This window comes from Massilia rhizosphaerae, from assembly GCF_016093545.1.
Taxonomy (GTDB): domain Bacteria; phylum Pseudomonadota; class Gammaproteobacteria; order Burkholderiales; family Burkholderiaceae_D; genus Telluria; species Telluria rhizosphaerae.
Map to the genome: position 1 here is coordinate 1 of NZ_JADKYX010000030.1, position 25,735 is coordinate 25,735.

21 protein-coding genes and 1 pseudogene are annotated in these 25,735 nt (G+C 56.2%); 2 read left to right on the top strand and 20 right to left on the bottom strand.

Annotation, left to right across the window (positions count from 1 at the left end; genetic code table 11):
* A pseudogene (locus ISF28_RS28975) lies at nt 1–155 on the top strand (mannose-1-phosphate guanylyltransferase/mannose-6-phosphate isomerase); the annotation flags it as partial.
* 52 nt (nt 156–207) lie between these two features.
* Here ISF28_RS28975 and flhA read toward each other — a convergent pair.
* Together flhA and flhB are read right to left on the bottom strand one after the other, a co-directional pair.
* Nucleotides 208–2,337 carry a flagellar biosynthesis protein FlhA gene (gene flhA / locus ISF28_RS28980; protein ID WP_198120647.1) on the bottom strand — a complete coding sequence of 710 codons (2,130 nt, stop codon included), beginning with the start codon at nt 2,335–2,337 and terminating at the stop codon, nt 208–210.
* A gap of 162 nt (nt 2,338–2,499) precedes the next feature.
* Nucleotides 2,500–3,678 carry a flagellar biosynthesis protein FlhB gene (flhB, locus tag ISF28_RS28985; protein WP_198120648.1) on the bottom strand — a complete coding sequence of 393 codons (1,179 nt, stop codon included), beginning with the start codon at nt 3,676–3,678 and terminating at the stop codon, nt 2,500–2,502.
* Nucleotides 3,679–4,040: 362 nt separating this feature from the next.
* On the opposite strand from flhB, the gene ISF28_RS28990 reads away from it, so the two are divergent.
* The gene (locus ISF28_RS28990) at nt 4,041–4,400 is read left to right on the top strand and encodes a hypothetical protein (RefSeq protein ID WP_198120649.1); all 360 of its coding nucleotides are present in this window, start codon (nt 4,041–4,043) and stop codon (nt 4,398–4,400) included.
* A 93-nt stretch (nt 4,401–4,493) separates the two neighbouring features.
* Here ISF28_RS28990 and rfbC read toward each other — a convergent pair whose 3' ends face one another.
* The 18 genes from rfbC to ISF28_RS29080 all read right to left on the bottom strand — a co-directional run bounded on the left by rfbC (nt 4,494) and on the right by ISF28_RS29080 (nt 24,906).
* Nucleotides 4,494–5,045 carry a dTDP-4-dehydrorhamnose 3,5-epimerase gene (gene rfbC / locus ISF28_RS28995; RefSeq protein WP_198120650.1) on the bottom strand — a complete coding sequence of 184 codons (552 nt, stop codon included), beginning with the start codon at nt 5,043–5,045 and terminating at the stop codon, nt 4,494–4,496.
* 9 nt (nt 5,046–5,054) lie between these two features.
* The gene (rfbA, locus tag ISF28_RS29000) at nt 5,055–5,933 is read right to left on the bottom strand and encodes a glucose-1-phosphate thymidylyltransferase RfbA (RefSeq protein ID WP_198120651.1); all 879 of its coding nucleotides are present in this window, start codon (nt 5,931–5,933) and stop codon (nt 5,055–5,057) included.
* A 9-nt stretch (nt 5,934–5,942) separates the two neighbouring features.
* Nucleotides 5,943–6,830, bottom strand: a complete 888-nt coding sequence (rfbD, locus tag ISF28_RS29005) for a dTDP-4-dehydrorhamnose reductase (protein ID WP_198120652.1) — start codon at nt 6,828–6,830, stop codon at nt 5,943–5,945.
* Entirely contained in the window at nt 6,831–7,889 is a 1,059-nt protein-coding gene (rfbB, locus tag ISF28_RS29010) for a dTDP-glucose 4,6-dehydratase (protein WP_198120653.1), read from the bottom strand.
* Between the two features lie 102 nt (nt 7,890–7,991).
* Nucleotides 7,992–10,781, bottom strand: a complete 2,790-nt coding sequence (locus tag ISF28_RS29015; RefSeq protein WP_198120654.1) for a YjbH domain-containing protein — start codon at nt 10,779–10,781, stop codon at nt 7,992–7,994.
* Between the two features lie 245 nt (nt 10,782–11,026).
* Nucleotides 11,027–11,857 (bottom strand): glycosyltransferase family protein, encoded by an 831-nt coding sequence (locus tag ISF28_RS29020; protein ID WP_198120655.1) that lies wholly within the window; start codon nt 11,855–11,857, stop codon nt 11,027–11,029.
* A gap of 27 nt (nt 11,858–11,884) precedes the next feature.
* Entirely contained in the window at nt 11,885–12,880 is a 996-nt protein-coding gene (locus ISF28_RS29025) for a glycosyltransferase (RefSeq protein ID WP_198120656.1), read from the bottom strand.
* 2 nt (nt 12,881–12,882) lie between these two features.
* A complete protein-coding gene (gene wzy, locus ISF28_RS29030) occupies nt 12,883–14,118 on the bottom strand; it encodes an oligosaccharide repeat unit polymerase (RefSeq protein ID WP_198120657.1) in 1,236 nt (411 codons plus the stop codon).
* 22 nt (nt 14,119–14,140) lie between these two features.
* Nucleotides 14,141–14,893, bottom strand: a complete 753-nt coding sequence (locus tag ISF28_RS29035) for a hypothetical protein (protein WP_198120658.1) — start codon at nt 14,891–14,893, stop codon at nt 14,141–14,143.
* Complete coding sequence (locus ISF28_RS29040; RefSeq protein ID WP_198120659.1) at nt 14,890–15,456, bottom strand: HAD family hydrolase; 567 nt, start codon at nt 15,454–15,456, stop codon at nt 14,890–14,892. Before ISF28_RS29040 ends, ISF28_RS29035 begins: the two co-directional genes overlap by 4 nt.
* Nucleotides 15,453–16,325 (bottom strand): hypothetical protein, encoded by an 873-nt coding sequence (locus tag ISF28_RS29045; RefSeq protein WP_198120660.1) that lies wholly within the window; start codon nt 16,323–16,325, stop codon nt 15,453–15,455. Before ISF28_RS29045 ends, ISF28_RS29040 begins: the two co-directional genes overlap by 4 nt.
* Nucleotides 16,326–16,485: 160 nt before the next feature.
* Nucleotides 16,486–17,997 (bottom strand): oligosaccharide flippase family protein, encoded by a 1,512-nt coding sequence (locus ISF28_RS29050; protein WP_198120661.1) that lies wholly within the window; start codon nt 17,995–17,997, stop codon nt 16,486–16,488.
* Entirely contained in the window at nt 17,994–18,443 is a 450-nt protein-coding gene (locus tag ISF28_RS29055) for a GNAT family N-acetyltransferase (RefSeq protein WP_198120662.1), read from the bottom strand. The genes ISF28_RS29050 and ISF28_RS29055 overlap by 4 nt, the downstream gene beginning before the upstream one ends.
* Nucleotides 18,440–19,381 (bottom strand): DegT/DnrJ/EryC1/StrS family aminotransferase, encoded by a 942-nt coding sequence (locus tag ISF28_RS29060; RefSeq protein WP_198120663.1) that lies wholly within the window; start codon nt 19,379–19,381, stop codon nt 18,440–18,442. Before ISF28_RS29060 ends, ISF28_RS29055 begins: the two co-directional genes overlap by 4 nt.
* A 21-nt stretch (nt 19,382–19,402) precedes the next feature.
* Nucleotides 19,403–20,110 (bottom strand): WbqC family protein, encoded by a 708-nt coding sequence (locus ISF28_RS29065; RefSeq protein WP_198120664.1) that lies wholly within the window; start codon nt 20,108–20,110, stop codon nt 19,403–19,405.
* Nucleotide 20,111: 1 nt separating this feature from the next.
* Nucleotides 20,112–21,224, bottom strand: coding sequence for a DegT/DnrJ/EryC1/StrS family aminotransferase (locus ISF28_RS29070; protein ID WP_198120665.1), 1,113 nt, complete (start codon nt 21,222–21,224; stop codon nt 20,112–20,114).
* Between the two features lie 56 nt (nt 21,225–21,280).
* The gene (locus tag ISF28_RS29075) at nt 21,281–22,510 is read right to left on the bottom strand and encodes a GumC family protein (protein WP_229519451.1); all 1,230 of its coding nucleotides are present in this window, start codon (nt 22,508–22,510) and stop codon (nt 21,281–21,283) included.
* Between the two features lie 47 nt (nt 22,511–22,557).
* Nucleotides 22,558–24,906, bottom strand: a complete 2,349-nt coding sequence (locus tag ISF28_RS29080; RefSeq protein WP_229519452.1) for a polysaccharide biosynthesis/export family protein — start codon at nt 24,904–24,906, stop codon at nt 22,558–22,560.
* Between the last annotated feature and the right edge of the window lie 829 nt (nt 24,907–25,735).

Here is a 25,735-nt window from a genome sequence, read left to right on the forward strand (position 1 = left end):
TGTCCGAGAACGAGTCCACGTACATTCCGATCGGCATGACGCACCGCCTGGAGAATCCGGGCAAGCTGCCGCTGCACCTGATCGAAGTGCAGTCCGGCAGCTACCTCGGCGAGGACGACATCGTTCGCTTCGAGGATATCTACAAACGGGCCTGACGGCGTCGCCAAGATCGCGGCGGAGGATTTCCGCCGCAGATTGTTCACAACATCAAGCCGCCCCCACCAGGCTCGTCACCCGTATCGTCTTCGATTCCGGAATCTCGGAATGCGACAACACCTTCAGTTGCGGCAGTGCCCGGCGCAGGAAGCGCGACAGCAAGGTGCGCAGCGGTCCCGGCACGAGCAGCACCGGCGTCAGGCCCATCGCTTCCTGCTGCTGCGCCGCGTTGGCGGCCTGCTGGACGATGGTGTCGGCCAGGCCAGGTTCGATCCCCGTGCCGTCGCCGCCGGCATTCAGCGCCTGCACGAGCAGGCGTTCCAACCGATTGTCCAGGGTCATGACGGACAATTCGTTCGTCCCCGGGAACAGCTGCTGCACGATGGCGCGGCCCAGCGCGACGCGCACCAGTGACGTCAGGTCGTTCGGATCCTGGGTGCTGCCGCCATGCTCGGACAGCGTCTCGATGATCGTCCGCATGTCGCGGATGTGCACGCCTTCCTGCAGCAGGTTCTGCAGCACCTTCTGCAGGGTCGACAGCGACACGACCTTGGGCACCAGGTCCTCGACCAGCTTGGGCGCATCCTTGGCCAGATGATCGAGCAACGCCTGCACTTCCATCCGGCCCAGCAATTCCGACGCGTGCGTCGTGATCAAGTGGTTCAGATGGGTGGCGATGACGGTGCCCGCATCGACGACGGTATAGCCCATGCTTTGCGCCTCGTCCTTCAAGGCGGCGTCGATCCAGGTGGCCGGCAGGCCGAACGCGGGGTCCGTCGTCACGAGGCCGGGCAGCGTGCCGCTCGCCATGCCCGGGTTGATCGCCAGGTACTGGCCGTTCATCGCCTCGCCGCTGCCCACCTCCACGCCCTTGAGCGTGATGCGGTAGGCCGACGGTTTCAGTTCCAGGTTGTCGCGGATGTGCACGGGAGGCGCCAGGAAGCCGACTTCCTGGGCGAATTTCTTGCGGATGCCCTTGATGCGCTTCAGCAGTTCGCCGTTCTGCCCCTTGTCGACGAGCGGGATCAGGCGGTAACCCACTTCCAGGCCGAGGGTATCGACCGGCAGGACGTCCTGCCAGCTCGCCTCTTCCTGCTCGGCCGGCGTGGTGGCCGCCGCGCCGCCACTACCCGACGCACCACCCGGCCCCGCGCCACCGGCCGCGCCCTGCGCATCTTCCGGCGGCATGTTCTTGCGGCGCTTTTCCAACAGATAACCGCCACCCAACAGCGAGCTGCCCAGCAGCAGGAACACGAGGTTCGGCATGCCCGGGATCAAGCCCATGCCGCCGAGGATGCCGCCCGTGATGTACAGCACTTCCGGTTTCGCGAACAACTGGCTGACGACCTGGCTGCCCACGTCCTTGTCGCTGGCCACGCGCGAGACGACCATACCGGCCGCGATCGAGATGATCAGCGACGGGATCTGCGCGACCAGACCGTCACCGATGGCGAGCAGCGTGTAATTCTTGATAGCGTCGGCAAACCCCATGTCGTGCTGGACCATGCCCACGATCAGGCCGCCGACGACGTTGATCACGGTGACCAGGATGCCGGCCACGGCGTCGCCGCGCACGTATTTCGACGCACCGTCCATCGCGCCGTAGAACTCGGCTTCCTGCGCCACTTCGGAACGGCGGGATTTGGCCTCCTGTTCGCCGATCAGGCCGGCGTTCAGGTCGGCGTCGATCGCCATCTGCTTGCCGGGCATCGCGTCCAGGGCAAAGCGTGCGCCCACCTCGGCGATACGGCCGGCGCCCTTGGTGACGACGGTGAAGTTGATGATGGTCAGGATGATGAAGACAACCAGGCCGACCGTGTAATTGCCCCCGATCAGGAAGTGACCGAACGCTTCGATCACCTTGCCCGCCGCGGCGCCGCCCGTATGGCCCTCGGTCAGCACGACGCGGGTCGACGCCACGTTCAGGGACAGGCGCAGCATCGTCGTCACCAGCAACACGGCCGGGAACGCCATGAAGTCGAGCGGCTTGACCGTGTACAACGCGGTCAGCAGCACGATCACGGACATCGCGATGTTAAAGCTGAAGAACAAGTCCAGCGCGAATGCCGGCAACGGCAGGATCATCATTGCCAGCAGCAGGATGATCAGGATCGGCGCGGCCAGCGCGTTGCCGCGGGAACCGATCTTTTGCAGCCAGGCTGGCACTTTGAAACCGTTCATTGATGCTCCGTCATTCAGGGGTCGGGTCATTGGCCTGGACAAGAACGATCACTTGCCCAGATACAACATTATTGCCCGTACCCGAGAAGCACCATGCGGGAAGCAGACGGGAAAAACCGTCGTATTTCGTAGGGTGGGCACCCCGTGCCCACCGAACTACCGTCAATGATGCGTATTGCCTGGCGTGCGCGCCTTCTGCGAAGCCGGGTTGAACGGATCCATCTCCGGCGGCACCGGCAGCTTGCCCGGACGGTCCGGATACTGGTCGATCGTGCCCTTGCTGTAGGCCCGCAGCTGGTAGACGTAGGCCAGCACTTCGGCCACGGCCGAGTACAGGGCTTCCGGGATCTCGTCGTCGATGTCGGTGTGCTTGTACAGCGCACGGGCCAGTGCCGGCGCTTCCAGCATGGCGACCTTGTTCTCCTTGGCGATCTCGCGGATCCGCGCCGCGACCTCGTCGGTGCCTTTGGCGACGACGCGCGGCGCGCCCCGCTGCCCTTCCGCGTACTTGAGCGCGACGGCGAAGTGGGTCGGGTTGGTCACGACGACGTCGGCGGTCGGGACGTTGGCCATCATGCGCTTTTGCGCCATCTGGCGTTGCATCTGGCGGATCTTGCCCTTGATCTGGGGATTGCCGTCCGATTCCTTCGATTCCTGGATGACTTCCTGGCGCGTCATCTTGAGCTTGTCGGCGTAATGCCACATCTGGTACGGGCCGTCGAGGATGGCGATGGCGCCCAGGGCTCCCACCATCGTCAGGAAGGCCTTGGCGAGCAGGCCGCCCAGGTGCGGCGCGGCCGTGCCGAACGGTTCGGTGACGAGGCCGATCACGGCATCCTTCTGGCTCATCACGACGAACCACGCGACGGCGCCGACGAGCAAGGTCTTGGCGACGGCCTTGAGCAGTTCGACGAGCGCATTGGTCGACACCATATGGCCGAGTCCGCGCATCGGATTGAGCTTGCCGAAATTGGGAGTGAACGCCTTGGCGCTGAAATTCCAGCCGCCGATGAGCATGGGCGCCGCCAGCATCATCAGCATGATGGCCCCCGCCAGCGGCAGGCAGGCCAGGATGACGCCGCCGACGTCCGCGGCGATGCGTTCGAGGAGTACGTTCGGGTTGTAGATCTGCTCGCGGTCGAGCGACAGCCCGCGCTCCAGCACGGTCGACAACTTGGTGACGATACCGCCGCCCATCATCCACAGGCCGGCGCCGGCCGTCATCAGCACGGTGAAGGTGGCCACTTCGCGCGAGCGGGGAATGTCGCCGTCTTCGCGCGCTTGCCTCAGCCGTTTCTCTGACGCTGGTTCGGTCCGTTCTGCGTCGCTGTCTTCCGCCATCCTGCGCTCCGTTGTCCGCCGTCCACAAGGACGACCACTTTGTTCAGGCTGGCATTATTCCAGATGTTGCCCAAGGGCTAGGCAAGAAAAAGGATGGGAAAGAGATCGCATATCACATCCCGGCCTGCCACGAAGGGCAATACCTATGTGAACACGCAACAAAAACCGGCAAAATTGGTAGGAATACCTTTCACTATCTGTCAAAATTGCAAATTGCTTATGTCGAAAATAGAACACATTTTTCGCTGAGTTGACTTTCAAATCGGCATTTGATGAATCAAGGCAATGTTTACTTGCTATATAATTAGCGAGCCACATTGCGCTGTGCAGGTGCCCCGTTAATTGAACAAAAGGATTACAAGATGAAGAAACTCCTCGTCACGACCGCTATTCTGAGCATGCTGTCGGTCCAGGCCTTCGCCCAGACCGCCCCCCTCCCCGCAGTCGGCCAGGCTGGAACGGCCACGGGCGCCGGTGGTGCCGGCGCTGGTGGTGCTAGTGGTGCTGGTGCTGGAGCTGGTGCTGCTGGTGCTGGTGCTGGTGCTGCCGCCGCTGGCACCGCTGGCACCGCCGCAGCAGGTACCGGCTTCTTTGCCACGACCGCGGTCGCCGGTCTGTCGGTCGGCACTGTGGCCGCCATCGGCGCCGCTGTCGCCGCCGTGGCTGTCGCTTCGTCGGACAACGGTTCGACCACGAACCACTCGACCACGACCCACCACTGATCGCAAACGGGACGCCTGCGCGTTCCTTTGCAGCCAGTTGCAAAGAAAACGGCCGCATCTGCGGCCGTTTTCTTTGCCTGTGCGACGAGACGATCAGGCGAACACTTCGGCCTGCGCCAGCAGCTTGCCGGCCTGGTCCTTGGCCGCCAACTGCGGTGCCGCGTCGATGGGCCACTCGATGCCGATCGCCGGATCGTTCCACAGCAGGCTGCGCTCGTGCTCCGGATACCAGTAATCCGTCGTCTTGTAGAGGAATTCCGCCGACTCGCTCAGCACGACAAAACCGTGTGCGAAACCGGGCGGGACCCACATCTGCCGGCAATTGTCCGCGCTCAGCTCGACGCCCACCCAGCGCCCGAAAGTCGGCGACGATCTGCGCAGGTCGACGGCCACGTCGAACACCCTACCCTGTACGACCCGCACCAGCTTGCCCTGCGCATGCTGGATCTGGTAATGCAGCCCGCGCAGGACACCCTTGGCCGACTTGCTGTGATTGTCCTGCACGAATTGAGTATCGACGCCGGTCGCCTGGGCGAAATCGCGCGCATTAAAACTTTCATAAAAGAAGCCGCGGGCATCACCGAAGACTTTCGGCTCCAATACCAATACATCAGGAATGGCGGTCGGGGTAACGGTAAAAGGCATTTGCTCGGTTTATTTCAACAAGTTTAAAAGGTAGTTTCCATAGCCATTCTTGGCCAGCGGTGCTGCGAGTTTTTGCAATGCGGCCGCATCGATCCAACCCTGGCGATACGCGATCTCTTCCGGACACGCGACTTGGAGGCCCTGGCGCTTCTGCAGCGTGGCGATAAAGCTCGCGGCCTCGAGCAAGCTATCGTGGGTGCCTGTGTCGAGCCAGGCAAAGCCGCGGCCCATGATTTCGACATCCAGCTTGCCGCGTTCGAGGTAGCGGCGGTTGACATCCGTGATTTCCAGTTCGCCGCGCGGCGACGGCTTGATGTCGGCGGCCACGTTGCAGACGTCGTTGTCGTAGAAATACAAGCCGGTCACGGCATACGACGACTTCGGCACTTTCGGCTTTTCCTCGATACTCAGGGCGCGCTGGTACGCGTCGAACTCGACGACACCGTAGCGTTCAGGATCATGCACGTGGTAGGCAAACACGGTGGCGCCATCGGTGCGTTCATTCGCACTGTTCAATTGTTTTACCAGGTCGTGACCGTAGAAGATGTTGTCGCCAAGGACAAGCGCACTTGGATCATGCCCCACGAAGTCCTTTCCGATGATGAAGGCCTGGGCCAGGCCATCCGGCGAGGGCTGCACGGCATACTGGATGTTCATGCCCCAGTGGCTGCCGTCGCCGAGCAACTCGGCGAAACGCGGCGTGTCCTGTGGCGTGCTGATGACGAGCACGTCGCGGATTCCGCTCAGCATCAGCGTGCTGAGCGGGTAGTAGATCATCGGTTTGTCGTAGACAGGCATCAGTTGCTTGCTGACGGCCTGGGTAACGGGATACAGCCGCGTACCGGAGCCGCCGGCCAGGATGATGCCTTTACGCTTGAAATTGGTCATGGCTGCCTCTCACAGGAATTGCCGGAGCACGTGACGCACGCCTTCCTGCCACGGCGGGAGGCGGAGATCGAACGTCGTGCGAAAGCGGGTCGTGTCGAGCCGCGAATTGAGGGGGCGCTTGGCAGGCGTCGGATACTGCTGCGTGGACAGCGGCGCGACCGCGTCGACGGTCGCCTTCAGGGTTTTGCCGGCCGCCAGGGCCTCACCGATGACGAATTGCGCATAGGCGTGCCAGTTCGTTTCGCCACCCGACGTCACGTGATACGTACCGTATGGGAAGTCGGCGCTGCGCACGCGCGCATGTTCACGCACGAGATGGGCGCTAAGGTCGGCCAGCAGCGCGGCCGAAGTCGGCGCCCCGAACTGGTCCGCGACGACTGTCAGTGTCTCGCGCTCGCCGGCCAGGCGCAGCATCGTCTTGGCAAAATTGCCGCCGTGCGCGCCCACGACCCAGCTCGTACGCAGGATCAGGTGACGCGGATTGGCGGCCGCCAGCCCCCGCTCGCCTTCCAGCTTGGTGCGACCATAGACGCTTTGCGGCGCTGGCGTGTCGCTTTCCGTGTAGGCACCCTGCTTGGCGCCGTCGAACACATAGTCGGTCGAATAATGGAGCACAAGCGCCCCCAGCTTCGCGCCCTCTTCGCCCAGGATGGCCGGGGCGACGGCATTGACGGCGTGAGCGGCCGCCTCGTCGGACTCGGCCTTGTCGACGGCCGTGTAGGCCGCCGGATTGACGATCACGTCCGGCGCCACGCGACGCACGAGGTCGCGCAGCGCTTCGGCGTCGGCCAGATTGCAGTCCTGCGTGCCGACGGCGACGACTTCGCCGAGCGGCGCCAGCGCGCGCTGCAGTTCGAAGCCGAGCTGGCCGTTCTTGCCGGTCAGGAGAATCTTCATTCAGGCACCATATTGTTGACCGACCCAGGCGCGGTAAGCGCCGCTCGTCACGTTCTGGACCCATTCCTGGTTGTCGAGATACCACTGCACCGTCTTGCGGATGCCGGTCTCGAAGGTCTCGGCCGGCTTCCAGCCCAGCTCGCGCTCGAGTCTCGTCGCGTCGATCGCGTAGCGGCGATCATGGCCGGGGCGGTCCGTCACGAAGGTGATCTGGGTCGCGTATGACTGGCCGTCCGCGCGCGGGCTCAATCCGTCGAGGATTGCGCAAAGTGTACGCACCACGTCGAGGTTCGCCTTCTCGTTCCAGCCGCCGACGTTGTAGACCTCCCCCAGTTGACCTGCCTCCAGCACCCGGCGAATGGCCGAGCAGTGGTCTTTTACGTACAGCCAGTCGCGGATCTGCTGGCCGTCGCCGTAGATCGGCAGCGGCTTGCCGGCCAGCGCGTTGTGAATGCACAGCGGAATCAGCTTTTCCGGGAAATGGTACGGGCCATAGTTGTTCGAGCAATTGGTGGTCAGCACGGGCAGACCGTACGTGTGGTGGTAGGCCCGCACTAGGTGATCGCTGGCCGCCTTGCTGGCGGAATACGGGCTGTTCGGCTCGTATCGGTTGGTTTCGCGGAAAGCCGGGTCGTCCTTGCCGAGGGAGCCGTAGACTTCGTCGGTGGACACGTGCAGGAAGCGGAACGCGGCCTTGCGGTCGTCCGGCAGTGCGCCCCAATATTCGCGCACGGCTTCCAGCAAGTGGAAAGTGCCGACGATGTTCGTCTGGATGAATTCGCCAGGGCCATGGATGCTTCGGTCTACGTGGCTCTCGGCCGCGAAGTTCACGACGGCGCGCGGCTGGTGCTCCTGCAGCAGGCGGCGCACAAGGTCGACGTCGCCGATGTCGCCGTGGACGAAGACGTGGCGCGGGTTGTCGCGCACATTCACCAGGTTCTCGAGATTGCCGGCATAGGTCAGCTTGTCGAGGTTGATGACCGGCTCGTCGGTCAAGGCACACCAGTCCAGCACGAAATTACTGCCGATGAAGCCCGCACTGCCTGTCGTCAAAATCATTTATACATTCTCCAGTTGACGGATAACACACGGGCCGTCCGGACCGCACCCGTTCGGCCGGTCCGAGAATCCGGCGGTACCGCGCGATCCCGATTTCAATTATCAATAAGTTCCGAACCACGCCACGCCGAGCGATTTCTCACCCGGCGTCACGGCAAAGTTCGAATGGGTATCTGTGCGCTGGGCCTGCCACAGCCAGCCGCCCACCGCCATGCCGAGCACGCCGCCAGCGACGACATCCGAGACCCAATGCTGCCGACCCGCCGTACGTCCCAGCGAACCCGCCGCGGCAAGCCCATACAGCCAAGGCGCATCGTACTCCTGCGCAAACGGCGTGACGGCCGCAAATGCCACGGTAGCGTGGTTGGAAGGGAACGATGCGTTCGACCGGTCCGTCGCCCTGCTCCACTGCCCCAGCTCCGCGTTCGGGCGGGCCCGTCCGACGACATGCTTGGTGGCTATTGACAACGCCGCGGCGCCGGCGACCGATTCCAGCGAGATGATACCAATGTTTTGCATGCGCGCATCGCCAAATGCCACTGCGCCAGCAGCTGCACCAGTCAGCAAGACGGGCAGCGCCTTGCCCACATTGCTCCAAGCGCGCGCGACGCTCGATCCCTGGTGCTTCTTCATGAAGCGGTCGACCGGTTTGTCGAGCAAGGCACCGGCCAGGATCGCGCCGCCGCCGATGACAGCGCCGTTAGCCCACTGCGGGAATGTCGGCGTCGTTTTAACGGACTGTTCCACGCGCATGCGGAACAGCGGCCATGGATTCGGCATGACATCGACTGGAGGGTTCACGGCGGGCAGGTTCTGTTCGTCACGCCGCTCGGCGAAGTTGCCGAGGCCGTCGAACGTATTCAGATCCCGACGCGGCTGTTCGACCATTTCGTACAGGTCGCCCGGGCTTGCAACCATCTGGCCGACGTCGCGGGTCCACGGCGATAGGCCGATACCGGCCGTCGCCTGCGTGTCGGACAGCAGCATAATGTTCAGAGGCACCGACAGAAAGATGCCCTTGTCGTTGTATGGATTCGATGGCGTGCCAGGATTCGTGATGTCCTTGCCGCTCGTCTTCGTGTACCAGGCGCCGATCTCGACACCGGATAGGAAGCGTCGCTTGAATTCCATGCGCACGCCATTATCCTTTGCCAGAAAGTGGCCGACACGGGCCGTCGCGGTGATGTCGTATGGAAGCTTGTAGTGCAGGGCCGCGAAACTGGTGACGGTATTGTAGTCTCGCTTGTCGAACCAACCCTTAACGCCACGCTGCTGCAACGCGTCAACCGTCACGTCGGCTGCCCAGCGGCTGTCCTTCGGCAAGTACAGCATCTGGCCGCCGACACCGCGGTACATTTCCTCGTACAGACCGCCGGACACGCGCGCATAGACTCGCTCGGCCGGCATCATGTACTGGTTGAGCATAAAACGGTTCAGCTTGAAGCGGTGGCCGCGCTTGTAGTCGGCGATATCCGTGCGCACATGCTGGAGCAGGCTGTTGGACGGCTGGGTGACGCCAGACACGTTTTCCAATGCGGTCAGCTTGAGGTCGCTGTTCAGGTACAAGCCTGGGGCAACGCGCCGGTCGTAGTTGACCGCGGCCCACAACTCGTAGCGCAGTGCGCCGCTAGGGTCATTGAAGAAGAACGACGTCTTGGGCACAACCTTGAAGCGGTTCGCTTCACGATCTTCCGATGCGAGCTGGACCGTGTTGCCGTCGCGACCGACCTGAACCTGCAGATCAGCGCCTTCGTCCCTGACCTCGGCCAACAGGCTGTCCTGATCCTCTCCGACTTGATCGTCCGGGCGGGCATAGCGCACGATCACCGTCTGCAGGAAGCTGTCGCGATCCGCCAGTCCTGTCAGGTAGTCGGTCAAGCGCTGCAGATCGACGAACTCATAAGTGACGACCGGCTGCTCCAATTTGGTATACGTGATCCGAATGACGCGTGTACCCAGTGGCGCAAACGCGAGCGCGGTGCGCGCGGCGCGGCCCACAGCACGCCCCGTGTTCGAGATGCGACTGTTAGTCAACGACAGCTTGAGCGTGTTGTCTTCAAACGTCACGCGAACATTCTTGAAATCCTGCTGGATCAGGGCCTGGACCAGTGCGGCGCCGTGATTGGGCTGCTGCTGCCACTCATGCGCGCTGACGCGCGGCGGCGCCTTCTTGGAATCGAACGGCGCCGGCTCGTAGAATTTGGGAACGAATTCGCGCTCGGAAAACGGGATGCTGAGGTAAGCATTAGCACTGAAGTGGTCACGATGGCGCGCCACCTGCGCACCCAGCCATCCCCAACGGTATTCGATCGCTGCTGCGACTCCATTCCTGCGCGTCCCAGCCGATGTGTATGCCGCACGAAAATCCTTCTGGTAATCGTTAGCATCGTATTCGGCGACGAGCGCAACCCCAGGTACCGACAACGGCACCCAGCGCACGCCGGCGAAGGCACCCGCCGGACGCTTGTTTCCGTAACCGATACTGGCCTCGATGTTGTGGGTACTACCGAAAGACTTCGACGCTACGACGTATTGGCCTTTGAACAATTCAGTACCGAAAAGGTCCGTCGCACCAACAGCCACGGATGGTCCCCATCCCGATTCGTTTAGCAAGCGCAGTTTTCCGTCCACGACCTTGTCCTTGTACCGGCCGTATTGACTGCCGTATTCGCCTTTGACGTTGGAAAAACCAGGGATTCCGGTAATGGAAACGTAACGACCGGTCAGTTGCAGAAAAGGCACAACGGTGGCACTCGTCCAGAGACTTCCATATGGACTGTCGTAACTGTAGCCGGTTGAAATCGTGCCGTCGGGCTCGACCCATGCGCTCGGCATGTTGATGTAACCGGACTGACCTTGCACTGCGGGGGTTGCTGCAAAAGTGCTGGCCATGCTCAAGGCCACGCATCCGAAACAACCTAACTTAAGAGATGTTTTCAATGATGTAAGTACGACCGCACAACCCGGGACAGACGCTACGAAAAACTAGTCCGGCACGAGTTGAAAAGGCTGGTCTATAGAATTTGTTCAAGATATTGACGGCCCTGAGGTCAACATCGGACTAGGCTTTTCATCCAACCATGCCGTGTTAGTTCAGGTTTGCGTCAACGAATCTGGCAACGCACAAGAATACGATGTTAAAGACCATCTTGGATTCGTAATGTCGCCAGAACCGCGTGATTCCTGCGTTGGCGTTCACGGTCAAAGACCCAGCCCCATTTATTGAAATATTTAATTGCCGAGCGGATATGATAGAACAACAGACGATAATTCCGATACGAACCTTTGGCATATCCATGAACAACCGATACCTGCGGAAAATAGATCGCGCTTCCGATATCCGCGAGCCTTCGGACCAGATCGACATCCTCCATATACATGAAGAAGCGCTCGTCGAATCCGCCGACTTCCAGCAAAGCGGCCGAACGTACCAGCAAAAAGCAACCGGAAAGCGTGGGCACCTCCGATCTGCGTTCCTGCGGCAAGTCGTGCAATTCGTAGCGCTTATCGAGTTTCGCTCGGATGAAATGGAACGGTACGAACCTCCTTACCAACAGGTCTACCGGGGTAGGCAACAGCTTGCACAAGCGTTGCAGTGACCCGTCCGGATACGCCACCCGCGGCATGGCGACCGCAAGATTCGATGTCCTGTCGAACTCTTCCATTAGGCTGGTCAGTGTCGCTGGAACGAAGCCAATGTCCGGATTTAGAATCAGATGAACATCCGACGAAGGACAACCCAGCTTAATGGCAACATTGTGCGCAGCGCCGAAACCGATATTGGCCCCGTTGTAAATATATTCAACCCGATGATCATTGAAGAACTCGCTCTTCAATGGCTCGGGAGAGTTATCAACCACGTATAGCTTCACCTCAGCCGGAACCGCCAGAAAGGCGCGCATCGCGATCTCGAACTGGTCGTTCCTTGATTTATAGAGAACTAAAGATGCAGTTACCTTCATGATCATGATCTTTTTAAAAACAAACCGAAGCGCCTACCGGCTCGCTCCAAATACCGTACGTTCAATATTCCGTTGCGCATCAACAACGGCTAGAGGCACTTCGAAGTTCACCTGTTCGAGAATCTGCCCTTTCTGCATCGCCGCGAGCAGGGACACAATCTCGTCGATCGTCTTCCTGAAATGAGCCGCCCCGTCAAAAAATTCACGAAAAACTCGTGATTCGAGAAGAAAACACGGCACTCCTGCCGTGAGCGCCGCAGCAAGCGGTCGCCCGAAGCCTTCATTCGTGGCGACCGAAACCACCACATCGACAGAGTCGAGAAAACCTTCAAGTGTTGACTGATCGCTTTCCACCAGCTCTTGCCGAATTGTGCCAAACTCTGTACCCAAGCCGGCCAAATACGAAGTCTTGTGACCGTAGATCCTGAATTCGAACAAGTCGCCGTGACCAGCCTTCAGGGTCGCCGCGAACAATCCTTCGTAATTTTTCTTGGGCGAGTCTGTACCAACCAGGCCGATTCTAAGTCTTGGCAAATATACATCGCGCTTGGAATGGCGCTTCCCTAACATCGCCGGAAAAATGTTGGGCGCAAAGAACTGGCGTTCGTCGGAAACACCCAGATCGATTAGAAAATCCTTGGCATCCGACCGGTTGATATGCCCAACCAAACAACGCGACGTGCTAAGCGAAAGCCTTAACAGAAACTTCTTGAGTTTACCCAAGTTACCAAAAAAAGGATATGGATCGTGCAAAACGATGAACTGCGTCGATATAAACGGCAAGGGATGGGGCGTTGGAGTGTAAAGCAAGTCGTCGCCCCTTACACATCCTTGTACAACCTCAATGACAAATCGGATAAAGTTGCATTCCACAACACACAGATCGGGAAACTGCGTCCGCAGATTCGAGGCCACATGCGGCCGCACCAGAACCTTCAAAATGGCATTCTGATTATTTTTTATATAATCCAGTGCATAATAATATAATCCGTTGGTGTTTTTCAGATTATAAAAATTGACGATAACCATTATTACTCTCCGACATTCATCCAAAACGTTGCACAAAAATTGAAAATCATGTGAAGAACAATAAACAAGAACATCGCATACACGTACAGAAAGAAAGCGCCGTACCAGCCCGGAATAAGCAGTACCAGCCATGCATACCAGACCATATCCCGCGATTCTTCAGTAGGTTTCAGCATTTTCCCCATCAGCGCGAGGAGAGCCGACACGACAAGCGCATAAAGAAAGTTTAGCGAAGCATATTGCGGCACAATGAAAAACCATCCAATTATCGTAGGATTCGCATTCCAATTGACTTCCGACGCAGGATCAAGTTGCTGCGCAAACGCAACGCCAGCACTAAGATGATATGGATCACCGAAAAGCCTGTCGATTGCGAGTCCGTGTATCCCTTCCAACCAGAATGGATACATCAAACCTTGTGAATAATTTTCACCTAACGCAGAAGCGAGCTGATATACGCCTATCGAACTCGATATCAATTGCAGTCTATCAAAAACCTGCTGAAGAGCAATACCCATCGCCTGCAGCACATCGATCGACTCGTACACTCCGAGAAATTCGGAGAAACCGGCATTTTGCTTATATGCGTAATACCTGACGAACAATTTTAAAAAATATATCAACGGATAGCCGACCAAAAACAACAGGCCGCCCCATAACACATGTTTTGCCTTGATGGCACGGGCCCGGATCAAGCGTGAGGACTCGAAGAAGATCATGGTCAGCAGAACACCGCTCCATCCACGTATCAGGCTGGACATCAGCCAGATTACGCAGTTAAGCTTGAAATAACGGGACTGCCTATAGAACCCGTAGTAAATGAAAAACAATACATCGACCGGTACGAAAACCCAAAGCATGGACAGAAGCGACTGGTCACGACTGGTAGATCCGGCGACAAAGCTGCCCGTCACGAGAACATAAAGCAAGAACATAGCCTGCAAAAAAGCCAAGGTCCAACTGATCCGCTTGTCCATCAAGACCGGATCGGAAATCTGAATCTTGTAAACGCGAACTTTGTCTACCAGGTTGAACCAGAAAGTCTGCGCGACGATATAGAAGCCTGCCAACAGCAGAAAAATCCGGAAAACCGGTGTTGCCTCATTAATCGGGACGAGCTGTGTTTCACCGAAAAGCGTCTTCTGAGTTATGATCAGAATGGTATAAATCAGATTTAAAAGCAGATAGAAAATCAACCACAGGTATCTCGGCCGTGCGCCAAAGTATCGATAAAACATCTGTTTCCGGATCCTGTGGCAATCAAAACGGATGCTTGACCAGCAACGTGTTCGCGGTCCGCAACAATTCTGCTTTGCAATGGTTGAGCAAGTACGGCAGACAAAAAAGAACTACCTTGGGGTCGACAAATGCCAGCAATGGTACCGATCCTAGATAAATCGGCAATGCGATGGTTTTCATTGTTTCCTCAGAAACATTCACCACTGTTTTTGCCCCGAGATAATGAATCAGCTTGACGATCAGATGCGGCAACGCGCCCAGGACGTAAAAGGTCGCCGCGGGCGAGAGAATTATCACGCGCATCCAAATCTTGAGAGTATTCAGCGCAATGAAACTGGCGATGCGCCAACGAGGCTTTGTCAAGGCGTTGTGCACAATGAAGACGGCAAACAAAATCAGGAGGCAAAACATGACCGGCGTAAAAGATTCAGGACACAATGAATATGTCAGACATCCCATGCCAGCTATCGGGATCACACGCAACGTAAAAAACGTAATCGGATTGAATCCGGCAAACTGCGAGCGCTCGGTCATCCCGACTTCTTCCTTCTTCGCCAGAAGATCGTTCTGGATATAACCGATCTCATAGACCGAATAAAGGAGCAGAAAGCCGAGAACGACCATTGATACCGAGATCTGTTCAAGCCAAGCGACGATCAGGAATGGTACGATTTCCATCAATGCGAAACCAATCAGCCTTGGTATCTGCAATTGCGGTGCATAACGGTAGACGAATACGGAACCCGGGACTAAGGCGAAAAAAAATTCTTTCATGTCGTCACCCTAGTGACAGCCTTATGTTCGACCAAAAAATTCTTTGACGGCTTCCAAAAATCTAGATGACTATCCGAATAGATCGTCCGAATGCTCAGCGCCTGCTGTTCCATTGCACGATAAACTTTGTGCTTCTTGGCAAGGAGGTCGTGTGTCAGAACACCGAAAATGCTCTTGGACGCGTAGACGTCAACGCCCAGCGCTCTCGCTAATGGGCGGGCTACGCGTTCCGGTGTGGCCGACACCAATACAACAACATAGTTATAACGCTTGTAGCGATCGATGCGACGCTTCAGGCCCTCATGCACATTGTCCGAGTCGTTCAGAATCTGCAATGTCAGGGAGCGCAACTTACGTTCCGGAATGAAGGCGGTGATAAGATATTCGATTCGGCGCTTGAGGAAAGGAACGACACACAAGGCGTGTAGACACGACGTGGTCCAGGCAAGCACGCGACGATGGAAGTGTTCGGCACACCACAGTTCGATGATCAATTCATGTAGATTGCGATGAATCAACGTCTTGTCGATGTCAAAAACAATTATTTCTTTTTCCTGATTCATGCTTCGCTCGCGCGGCCAACATCACAGAAATACTGTTCAAGTGACTGAACAGGATCTAAATATTCCGACATGCAATGTAGAGAAAGACCAGGCACGGGCGTCAGCAATTTGCGGCCCATTCCCGCGATCAGTCTGTCGAACATCAAATGGTCTGGCTTGGTCGTGTACAAATGTTCAAAGTCACGCCGAAATACCTCATGCTTCATCATGAACGTACCGCATGTGGACGGGGCAGTCGTCCAGTGCCGCGATTCGGTCGCGTAGAGTGTCGATTGACCGTAATGTGCCGGATATTTGTACCGGTCCGGATGATCGTATAAGGATACATAGTCGAAATTCAGTCCCGACGAATACAATTTGAATACCTCATCGACCCAACCGTCAGCGTGCAGGTAATCATTCTCGAGCAGGTAGACGATATCGCAAGGCTCGAGCGGCAGGTCTCTGACGACCCGCATCATCACCAATGCGGCTTCCACGGCCGAGCGCGCGCTGTGCAGTTGTACTTCGATGTCGCGGTCACATTGTCGCAAATATGTCGCAAACGGGTCAATTTCGAGTTGCTCGGCAGTACCGTTATACAGCACAAGAATGCGAACCCGACTCGCGTGATTACTGGCTTCGACAGTTTCGACGAGGCGGCGAAAGCATTTAACGTAGTCAAAACCATCCGGTCTCGCTTTCGATGGGAATCTGGCGATGTCTTGCGAAATGAATACGTGACGATAAACGATGACAAGATCGCCGATCTGGGCTGCTTTCGGCCTCGGCTGTGGTGCCGGTGACGGCCGGAGTCGGCGATACAAATTCCAGATCGATCGAACCATGCCGTGCGCTCGGATCTTCTGCTTGAAGCGCAGTTTTGCCAAAAGTCTCTCGTCGGAACCCGACACGTTATGAGTTTTATGAAAAATTGAATAAGCCATATCAATGCCGGAGTCTTATACGGGCGGCAACGCTGCCGCTGCAGCGGATTGCCCGGATTACGAGCCAAACGCCATCAATCGACAAGGATTTGCAGATCGCTGGTTATGCCGTCTTGATGAATCTGCCACGTGTCAGCTTTGCCCTCATCGGTGGCGACGAGACTATACCGGCGGCCAATGTCAGCGCGCTGATCAGAGCAATCAAAAGAGACAGTTCGATTCTGCCTGACGGCAGCGGAAGCACATACTTTGCCAACAACACGAACGTGAGTGGAAGGACTAGAATTGGCAAAATATCTTCGAAAACCCAGCGGAAATTGAAATCTTTCGCTGCAAAACGCCTGTGTATTCTAGGCACCCAAAGCACGAAATATCCCGAGTTGGCAAGTAGCCATGCCCAGCCCGCGCCATTCATGCCGAAACGCGTAGTTGCCCATATCAGCCCCGGGATAAGCGTGATGACAAAAATCACGTTTCCGATCAGGTGCAGCTTGAGATCGCCCTTAGCAAATTGCAAATAGTACGGAAACGCGGCAAACGCCATGACGCCGTTGCCGAGCGCGTACAACTGCAAAGAAGTGCTTGCCTTTGCCGCGATCTCAGCACTACCAGTCCACGCAAGAAGCACCGGCGATGCAAAACAAACAAGTACGACGGTCGTCGGAATCGCGGCTACCGCAACAAGTTGAGTCGATTGCCGATAAAGCTTAAGCAAGCCTGTGTCATTTGCCTCGGCGGCCAATTTGCTCATACGCGGCCAGATCGACGCTGTAATTGGCGCACTGATGACCGTCACACCACTCGCGATCATGACGGCCATAGTAAAAAAGCCATAATCGGCTAAGGGCAAGATACCAGACAGGATCAGTTTATCGGTCTGCGTGACTAGAACCCAGACCGACGAGGTAAACGTAATCGTCATCGCAAACTTGACGATGGGAAGTACCGGTTTTATCGACCAACCGATGGCCCCGTCTAGCGAACGTTTAGACGGCAACATTCTCAGATTGATCAGATAAAGCAGCAGTAATTCCGTCAGCGCCACGACCAACTGGTGGATGAAGAATACTTTCGGCGTGTACGAAAAGGCGGCCATCGAACCCAGCACAGCGACGAAACGCAAAGTCGCGATAAAAACATTGAAGCCGCTCATGAGAATAAGCCGCTCGGCACCGGTGATCGCACCGCGGTACAGCCCCCCCATCCATCTCAACGCCACGCATACCGACATGATCTGGACAGCGTTGATCACTGCATTCTTATCAATGTGAGTGACGTTCAGCCAACGCGACGCGACAATATCGGACATGCATAGAAGTGCGCCCCCGCCGAGGACCGCGATCGCGCAGAAAATCAAGCTAATGGCACGGAATAGCTGCCGATAAAGCAAGGGAGACAATGCGCCGCCGTGGAATCGCGCGGTTTCCCTTCCGATCGTGGGCGTGAGGCCCAAATCGAGCATGCCGAAGAATGCCTGCAGCATTGCGAAAAATGCCACCAAGCCATACGCCTCTGCTCCCATGTAACGCACATAGGTAGGCACGAGCACGATGCCTACTATCGTGATATAAAGTTGGCTCGCATAGTTGGCAAGAATGGGGAGCCGTAAACTCACGAAGTGCCCAGACGAGAAGATTGATGTGAAAAAAGGTCGAGTTCCATGAACACCGACACGTCAGACTCGCTCGCTACCGTAAAACCCAAACGCCCGTAGAAGGAACGCAGGCCGGGATTGGTCTTGTAGATTTCCAAACGCATCGTCTTGAAGCCTGCTTTGGCTGCGTATGCAAATGAGCTTCTCAACAACGCAGAGCCAAGACCGGTCGATCGGGCGGACTTGCGCACTGCGACCATCGTGACGAAAGCGCTATCCACAGCCGAATCGTTGCAATATACGGCGACCAATCCGCTAATTTTCCCGGCCTCGTAGACGGTAAAGAGCACCGCCTTCTCGGCGATCTTCCGGCAGTACACGTCGAAGTCGAGCTTAACCGACAGCCTCGGCGTAAAGTCGTTATCTACTTCGACGAGCAAATCCTTGATGTCTTCTGCAACACTCATTTTGCGCCTTGGCCTTCGAAATACGCCCTAATCTCACGACAGATCGCATAAACATCTTCGAGATTCGTATCCTGGTGCACGGGCAGATTCAAAATCTGGCTGGAGATTTCGACGGCAAGCGCATGTTCTTCGCACCGGAGCTGGTCGATCATCCGGTAGTACAAGGCGATCATCGTCATACCTTTCGACATCAGGTGAAAATAGAGCGGCTCCCGCTTGCCATGCTTGACCCGGATCGCAAAGCTTTGCGGAATGTCCGCGTCTTCCAACACATACATGATCTCGATGTGGTTTTGGAGACCTTCGAGCAACTGCACGTAGGCTTCATAGTTCTGGCGGCGGCGGCTGCTGATCGCGGAAAAATCGGACAATGCGTATTGAGCCAGTACATCCCTGTCCGCTTCAATCTCGGCCGGAATCGGCATTATTGAACGGTCCTTGGAGTTTACTTTTAACAAACCCCCGGTGTCCAAGGCAAGGTATTTATGGAGCGAATAAAACGCGAACTCGCCGACATCGCCGATACGGCTGCCCGGAGCATCCAGATAAAAAGCGTGGGCGCAGTCTTCCACCAAGACGGCGCCGACATCGCGACAAAGCTGCGCGAGCGCGTCGAGATCGTTCCGGCAAAAACCGAAGTAGTGAATCACGAGGACGATATCGAATCCCTTCGCGAGCTGGCGCGCAAGATCCTCCATGTCAACACTCAGGTCTCCCTTGATTTTATAGAAATCAAATTCCGCACCGTTGGCCACCACCGGATCATGAACGCCCGAACCCTCGCGTGCGGTGTAGCCAATATACCCTGGGAGAAGCACCCGCCCGGATTTGCCACCGCAAACGGACGCGATGACGTGGCCCCACGCTGCGCGTGCATTTTTTGTAAAATGAGCATTCAGCACGCAATTACGTTTGTCGGTAGCAGATTTCGAAATCATCGTCTTTTCAATACTTTTCTATTACAAGCAATAGGTGTCGTCCAGTAGTTCACGGATACGTTCAGGAGAATTGAACATCATGACGTCGATGATAGACAATCCTGTCTCGAAAGTGCCGCGCCGCTGGCTGTAGGGTTCGAGATTATTACCGAGGAACTTCAACTTGATCTGGGCATCTTGGAATTGTTCCGGCTTGAAAATTTCGACGCCGCCGGTCGGGTTAACGTATTCAGTGCCGCCAAGAGCCTTGGTGATATGCAAGGCCCATTCGCCGGGATGCGTTACTGGATCAATGGCAAGTTGCATCTCGCTGAAAATATCCAATTGCAAATTGACACCGATGTATTTACAAGTCTCACGCAGTACATTCGCGTTCAAATGCGTAATGCTGTCCGTGTCGACCTGCAGGGATCTTTCGATGACGGCAACGGTATCGGCATAGAACGGAGAACGCTTCTTGTAATGCTGGAGCTGACGCAACAGCTTGCCTTTCCAGTCCTCGGCGTTCCGAATCTTGACATCTTTGATCTTTGCACCGAATTCGAACTTTTCCAAAGGCACTGCTACATATTGCCAGCCCTCTTCCGGTTTCAAAATACGATTCCGCTCGATCCAGCCATGACGAATGAACTGGACATCGTCAAACAAGATGAAACGATCGGTCGCCTTGATCAGGCTATAATAGCCGACGTAAGGGAAAAAGTAGGGCTGCATGATCGCGTATTTCATCTTATGCTCCTCGTTTCAGGACCGAGACCACGCGGAACACATCTTCGTCCGTGAGTGCCGGGTAAATCGGCAAGCACAGGACTTTCAAGGCGGCTTTAGTAGCGACAGGAAGATTCGACTGTGCGGCAGACGGCAAGCTACGGTACATCGGAAAATCCGTGATCAATGGATAAAAATAGCGCCGTGCATTGACGCCATATTCCTTGAGCTGTGCGTATAGGGCATCGCGACTCATCGGATAATCGCTTTCCACCAGAATAGGGAAGTAAGAATTGTTGGCAACGATTTGGCCGGTATCGCCAAGGCAAACAATGTTCGGAACATCATGAAGCTCTTGCCGATATATCTCAGCAATTTCAGCACGTCTACGCATAATGTGGTCGAGATGCTTCAGTTGCAGCAGTCCAAAGGCCGCATTGATTTCGCTCATCTTGCCATTGATACCCGGGGCAACCACCGTGGTCTCATCCACAAAACCAAAATTCTTCAGGTGATCGATACGCTGCTTGGTTTTCGCATCGGGACAAACGATAGCACCACCCTCGAAGGTGTTAAAGACCTTCGTGGCATGAAAGCTCAGCACGGACAGGTCGCCGTAATTCAAGACGCTCCCATGGTCGTCGCGCACGCCGAAGGCATGTGCGGCATCGTAGATAACCTTCAGGTTGTAATTGTCGGCGACGCGTTGGATCGCGTGAACGTCACAGGGATTGCCATAGCAGTGGACCGGCATGATAGCGGTGGTCTGCGGCGTGATAGCGGCCTCGATCTTGGCCGGATCGAGATTCAAGCTACCAGGCTCGACATCCACGAACACTGGCCTGTTGCCGTTCCACAGCAACGAGTGAGCAGTCGCAACGAACGAGTAAGGCGTCGTGATTACTTCGCCTGTTACTCGCAAGGCCTGCAGCGCCGTAATTAAGGCCAGAGTGCCATTCGAAAACAGCGCAATATGCTTGACGCCCAGATATTCGCACAAGGCTTTTTCGAGCTCCTGGTGGTACGGGCCGCCGTTGGTCAGCACTTTGTTATCCCAGATTTGCGTCAGATGAGGAATGAACTCATCAAGTGGCGGCAAATAAGGCTGAGTGACGTATATCGGCTTGTTTTTCATTTCAGGTACTCTTGTTATCTTGAAAATGCTGCCAAGGCAGCGATTATCTGGGTATGTCAGCGGAAACCAAGGTGTTTCAGGAGTTCGTTCCACTGAGACGATGGCTGAAGCCCAGACCGAATCGCTTTCTCCCTTGCCTCGGCCGCGAAAGCCCAAAGTGCCGTAAACAGGAAGGTGAAAGACGCCGACAGAATTACGATGATCGCGCGCTTGGGCTTGAATTTCCGTTCAGGAACAACCGCAGGATCAAGGACCTGGACAACCGTCGAGCCGTTCGCCTCGTCCAACCGCGCCACCTCGTATTGTTTGGCAAGCAGTTCGTAAAGCATTTGGTAATACTTGACATTGCGCAGGAGCTTGATATTTTCCAGACCACTCTTGCCGTCTGTATTGGGCGCAGCGTTGCGCGAAGCGTCGGGACGGCCATTCTCAAGCCTCGACAGCTCGGCGCGTAGGCTTGCCAGCTCTTCCGTAGTCTCCTTGAATTCCGGGTGACTCGACGTGACGAATGCCCGCATTGAATTGAGCTTGATTTCGTCCGCCGATATCTGCGCACGCAAGCGCGCCACCGTCTCGAGTACCGATCGACTCTCGGCATCGACGCTGACTACACCATGGGTATCGAGCGCGCCCTTCAATGCCACCTCCGCATTGGCCAGATTATTCTTGGCCTGCTCCAGCTGCCGCTCGAAGAATACACGACGCTGACCGGCCTCGGTTATGGCCAGGACGCTAGTTAGCTTGAGAAGCTCCGAAACATAGGCATTGGCGAGCCTCGCAACCAGTTGCTGATCCTTGTCTTGAACCTCGATCGTGATGATTCCGTCCTTACCAGCTACAATCGCCGTATTCTCTTCGAGTTGCTTGCGGGCCTTTTCGTTAGAGCGGGTATCGTAGATTTTCCTCAGATTGAATTGCTCAATCAAGCGGTCGGCCACAGTCCTACTCCGAAGCATGCCGATGTACAGATCGTTCGGATTTTTCAGGCCGGCGCTACTCGCCGCCAGCCCTGCCATGCCACCTAACTGCGATAGGAGGGCAGCCGCGCCGGATTGCGCTTGCTGAGGCGGAAGCAGCTTGGTATCCGCTTGATAAATGTTCGGAAGCGCAAAGCTCAACGCGGCCGAGACCACCCCGGCTACCAGAGGCAACAGGATAATCTGCTTCTTGCGCTTGGCCATTCCGATTAGAAAATCCATCAAGCTCAGCTCGATGCTTTCGTGCCCTGGAGCATTTGCTCGGGAATCGGTCTTTGATGGATTCTTTTCAACAGCAATATCATTCATACATTTATCGAGGTCAGAGTCTTCGCGTACCTGAATGAGATCAACCATCAATTGCGCAGCGTCTTAACAGCAGCAGCACCGAGACCGAAATTAGCGAGCACTTGTGTCCAATCACGCGCGCCTTGGATGAATTTACTCCAAGCGGTTTGACGATCCAATTTTTCGGGTACGACGATGGTATCACCCGGCATGATCTCGACACCGCCAATCTTGCCGAAGAACCATCCTTGTGACTGAGCCGACACAACAGTACCGTCGACGCGCAATACGAATATGTTATCCATGTCGGCGTCATCAGAAACTCCGGCAATTGTCAGGTAATCGTTGACGCGAGTATTTGGTTTCCAAAGCGGCGAAGCTTCAGCATTAACCGCGCCAAACACGTTCACGAATGCCGGCCTCGGCGGAACCACCAGACGATCACCGTTTTGCAGCGACATTTGCGGCAGATGAGCAAAAGAATTGTCATTGGGGTCCAAGCCAAATGCAATACGGCCAGTCGGCTGGAGTTTTCGAAAACGCGCGATGCGCTCTTCCGCAATTGCACGTTCTGCGTCGAACTGCGCGGTCGCCGCGGCGGCATCAGTTTGGCTCATGCCACGCAGGTTGGCTGCTTGTGTAGATTCCGCGCTACGAATCTGGGCCTCGAAACGGTCCGCAGCACGCTTGAGATTCGCTTCCTGTTCCTTGCGTACTTCTTCGCGATAAAACGCGGTGCCGAACATATATGCGCTCGAGGTCGGGCCGCCGGCCTTTGCGAGAAGGGTTTGAAGCGTATCGCTACGGGTCATCTGATAGACGCCCGGCACATTGACTTCGCCCTCGACGCGCACGAACACCTGACGCTTTGCCATTGGCACCGCCACATCATTTTGTGAGAAGATCGTGACTGTATCGCCTGGCTGCAACTGAATATTGTCGGGGCCATTAGGGTTCGTGAATACGTTACCCAAATTGAATGGGATTAGTTGTACTTTCAGGTCCGAACGATTCACGCGCTCGATAACGGCATAATCCCAGTTGATTTCATCCACCAGCCCGCCAATACGGGATGCAATAGTATCCGCCCTCTCTCGAGTGTCCTTCTCGTTCTCACCGGTAACGATTGCGTTGTTCTGGCGCTTGACCGAATTGCGTGTCAACAAGTATTCCTTGCTTGGAATCAGGTCACTCACCCGCATACCAGATTTGAACGGAGCACGCACCGGTTGATCCACGTTACCGCGCAAGACCACAGCATTCGAGAAGTCCGGCGTGATCGAAACAACGTTCAGCACGTCGCCATTTTTTAGAACACGCTTAAGTCCATCCGCATTCAGTGCAAATTCTTCTACAGTTCGCGGATGGCTGCTGTTCGGATCGATACGTTCAAGAAATGCCCGGCGCGGGTCGGCGACGATAGGCAGGCCGCCTGCAAAGTCCAGCAGAGACTCAATGGTTTCGCCTGTGTTCTTCAATTCGAACACAGCAGGGCTGTTGACCTTCCCGACCAATGCAACGAAACCACCGGCAGGCGGAATGTAGATCGTGTCGCCATCTTGCAGCTTAATGTCTGCGGACTTATCACCCTTGGCAATGAAGGAATACAGGTCGAGTTCTGCCACCGCCTTGCCCCCACGCTTCACCTCGACGTGGCGCATACTGCCATTCGCATTCGGACCGCCACTGGAGAACAGCGCAGTCACCAGCGTTGACAGGCTCGACACAGTATAGGTGCCCGGACGATTGGCTTCGCCCACTACGTACACGGTGATCGCACGCAGCTGACCAAAGGTCACGTTGACGGTAACGCCCTTATACAGCCGAGCGATGGCGGCACGAATGACATTCTGCGCATCGCCAGCTTTCACGCCAGCCAGCGGCACATTTCCGATAGTCGGAATCGAGATCGTGCCATTGCGGTCGATGGTAGCGCGGTAATCGACATCGATAGTGCCCCAGCCGCGGATCATCAGCTCATCTCCCGGGCCGAGCGGATAATCCGACGGAACCGGAGCATTGGAAATCGGTGCAAACGTAGACGGCGCATTCGCAAAAAATTCGGCACCGAAAATTGGAAGTAGCTTACCCGTGTTCTCAGCAATGAATTTTTGGAATTCGCTTGGCTCTACCGGGCTCTTCTGCTGCACACCGACGTTCTGGGGATGCGGAACATTGGCGCCCCCAGCGCCACCTCGGATGGCCCCTTCCCCCAACTCGCTAACCTGACCATTGGTAATCAAGATCTTGCGTGCCGTTCCGCCGCTCAACCCGTTGGGCAGCGCGCCAACGCCCTGGTTCGAAGTGGCAAATGGCTCCTGATTGAAGAGATCTGACTTGTTCGTATCTTGCGCGGATGCGGCAATGGAAGCGACGGCCATGACCACGACCGCAAAACTCTTGTTGAACTTGAACATTGGGCGTTAGGGAAGTGAAGCGTGAATGCATGTGGACCAATCCAACATTTTAACTGAGGGCAACCGAGACTGGGAACCTTTTGTTGCGCCATGGGCCATTAATTGTGCTATGCAATATCGTGACTTCAACATATCTGCCACAGCAAGACTGTCAAAGTATAAGTTGTGCTAACAGAGAGCAACTGGAGTGATCTTTTTGTTAAATTACTTAACATATAAATGCAATCATGATGTGATTTTTGGTGAGAATTGGAACAAACATTTTTGTCTTCTTGGTAGCGACCAAGGTCGATTTTGATAAAATAAACACACCACACTTATGATTTGACGGATCTTCCGGCATGCCGTCATAACCTGGAGCCGCCCAGGATCCCCGTCCTGGCCGCGCCATCTATTGCGCGATCGCGCCGCACACCAACTGCCTTTCTCATAGCGTTTCGACCGGGACTTTGCCCTTAAAGCGAACGAACCAGGTCCCCGCCTCCCATGCTCGTCAACTTCCGGGGCGCGTTGCCCTGCAACGCATGATGAGCCCGACGACGCATCTGCGTTCGACATGATGGTCGTCCCGACGGTGCCGCCAGCCCGCATGTTACGCATCCTGACAAAGCCGTCGATCAGCTATGCAAAATTGAAACCACATCCTCGCCGGCATCGGGCTGACCAACGAGGCATCCGTTCCAACTCGTGTGCAGTGGCTGGTGGACCTTGGCGTCGCGCAAGGCTCACCCAATTCGTCCTGCATCACGGCAACCGGCGCATAGCGGGCGCCGAAATCGATGTCCCATTCTTCGGGGCCAGGACGATATCGCTCATCGGGCCGAGCAGA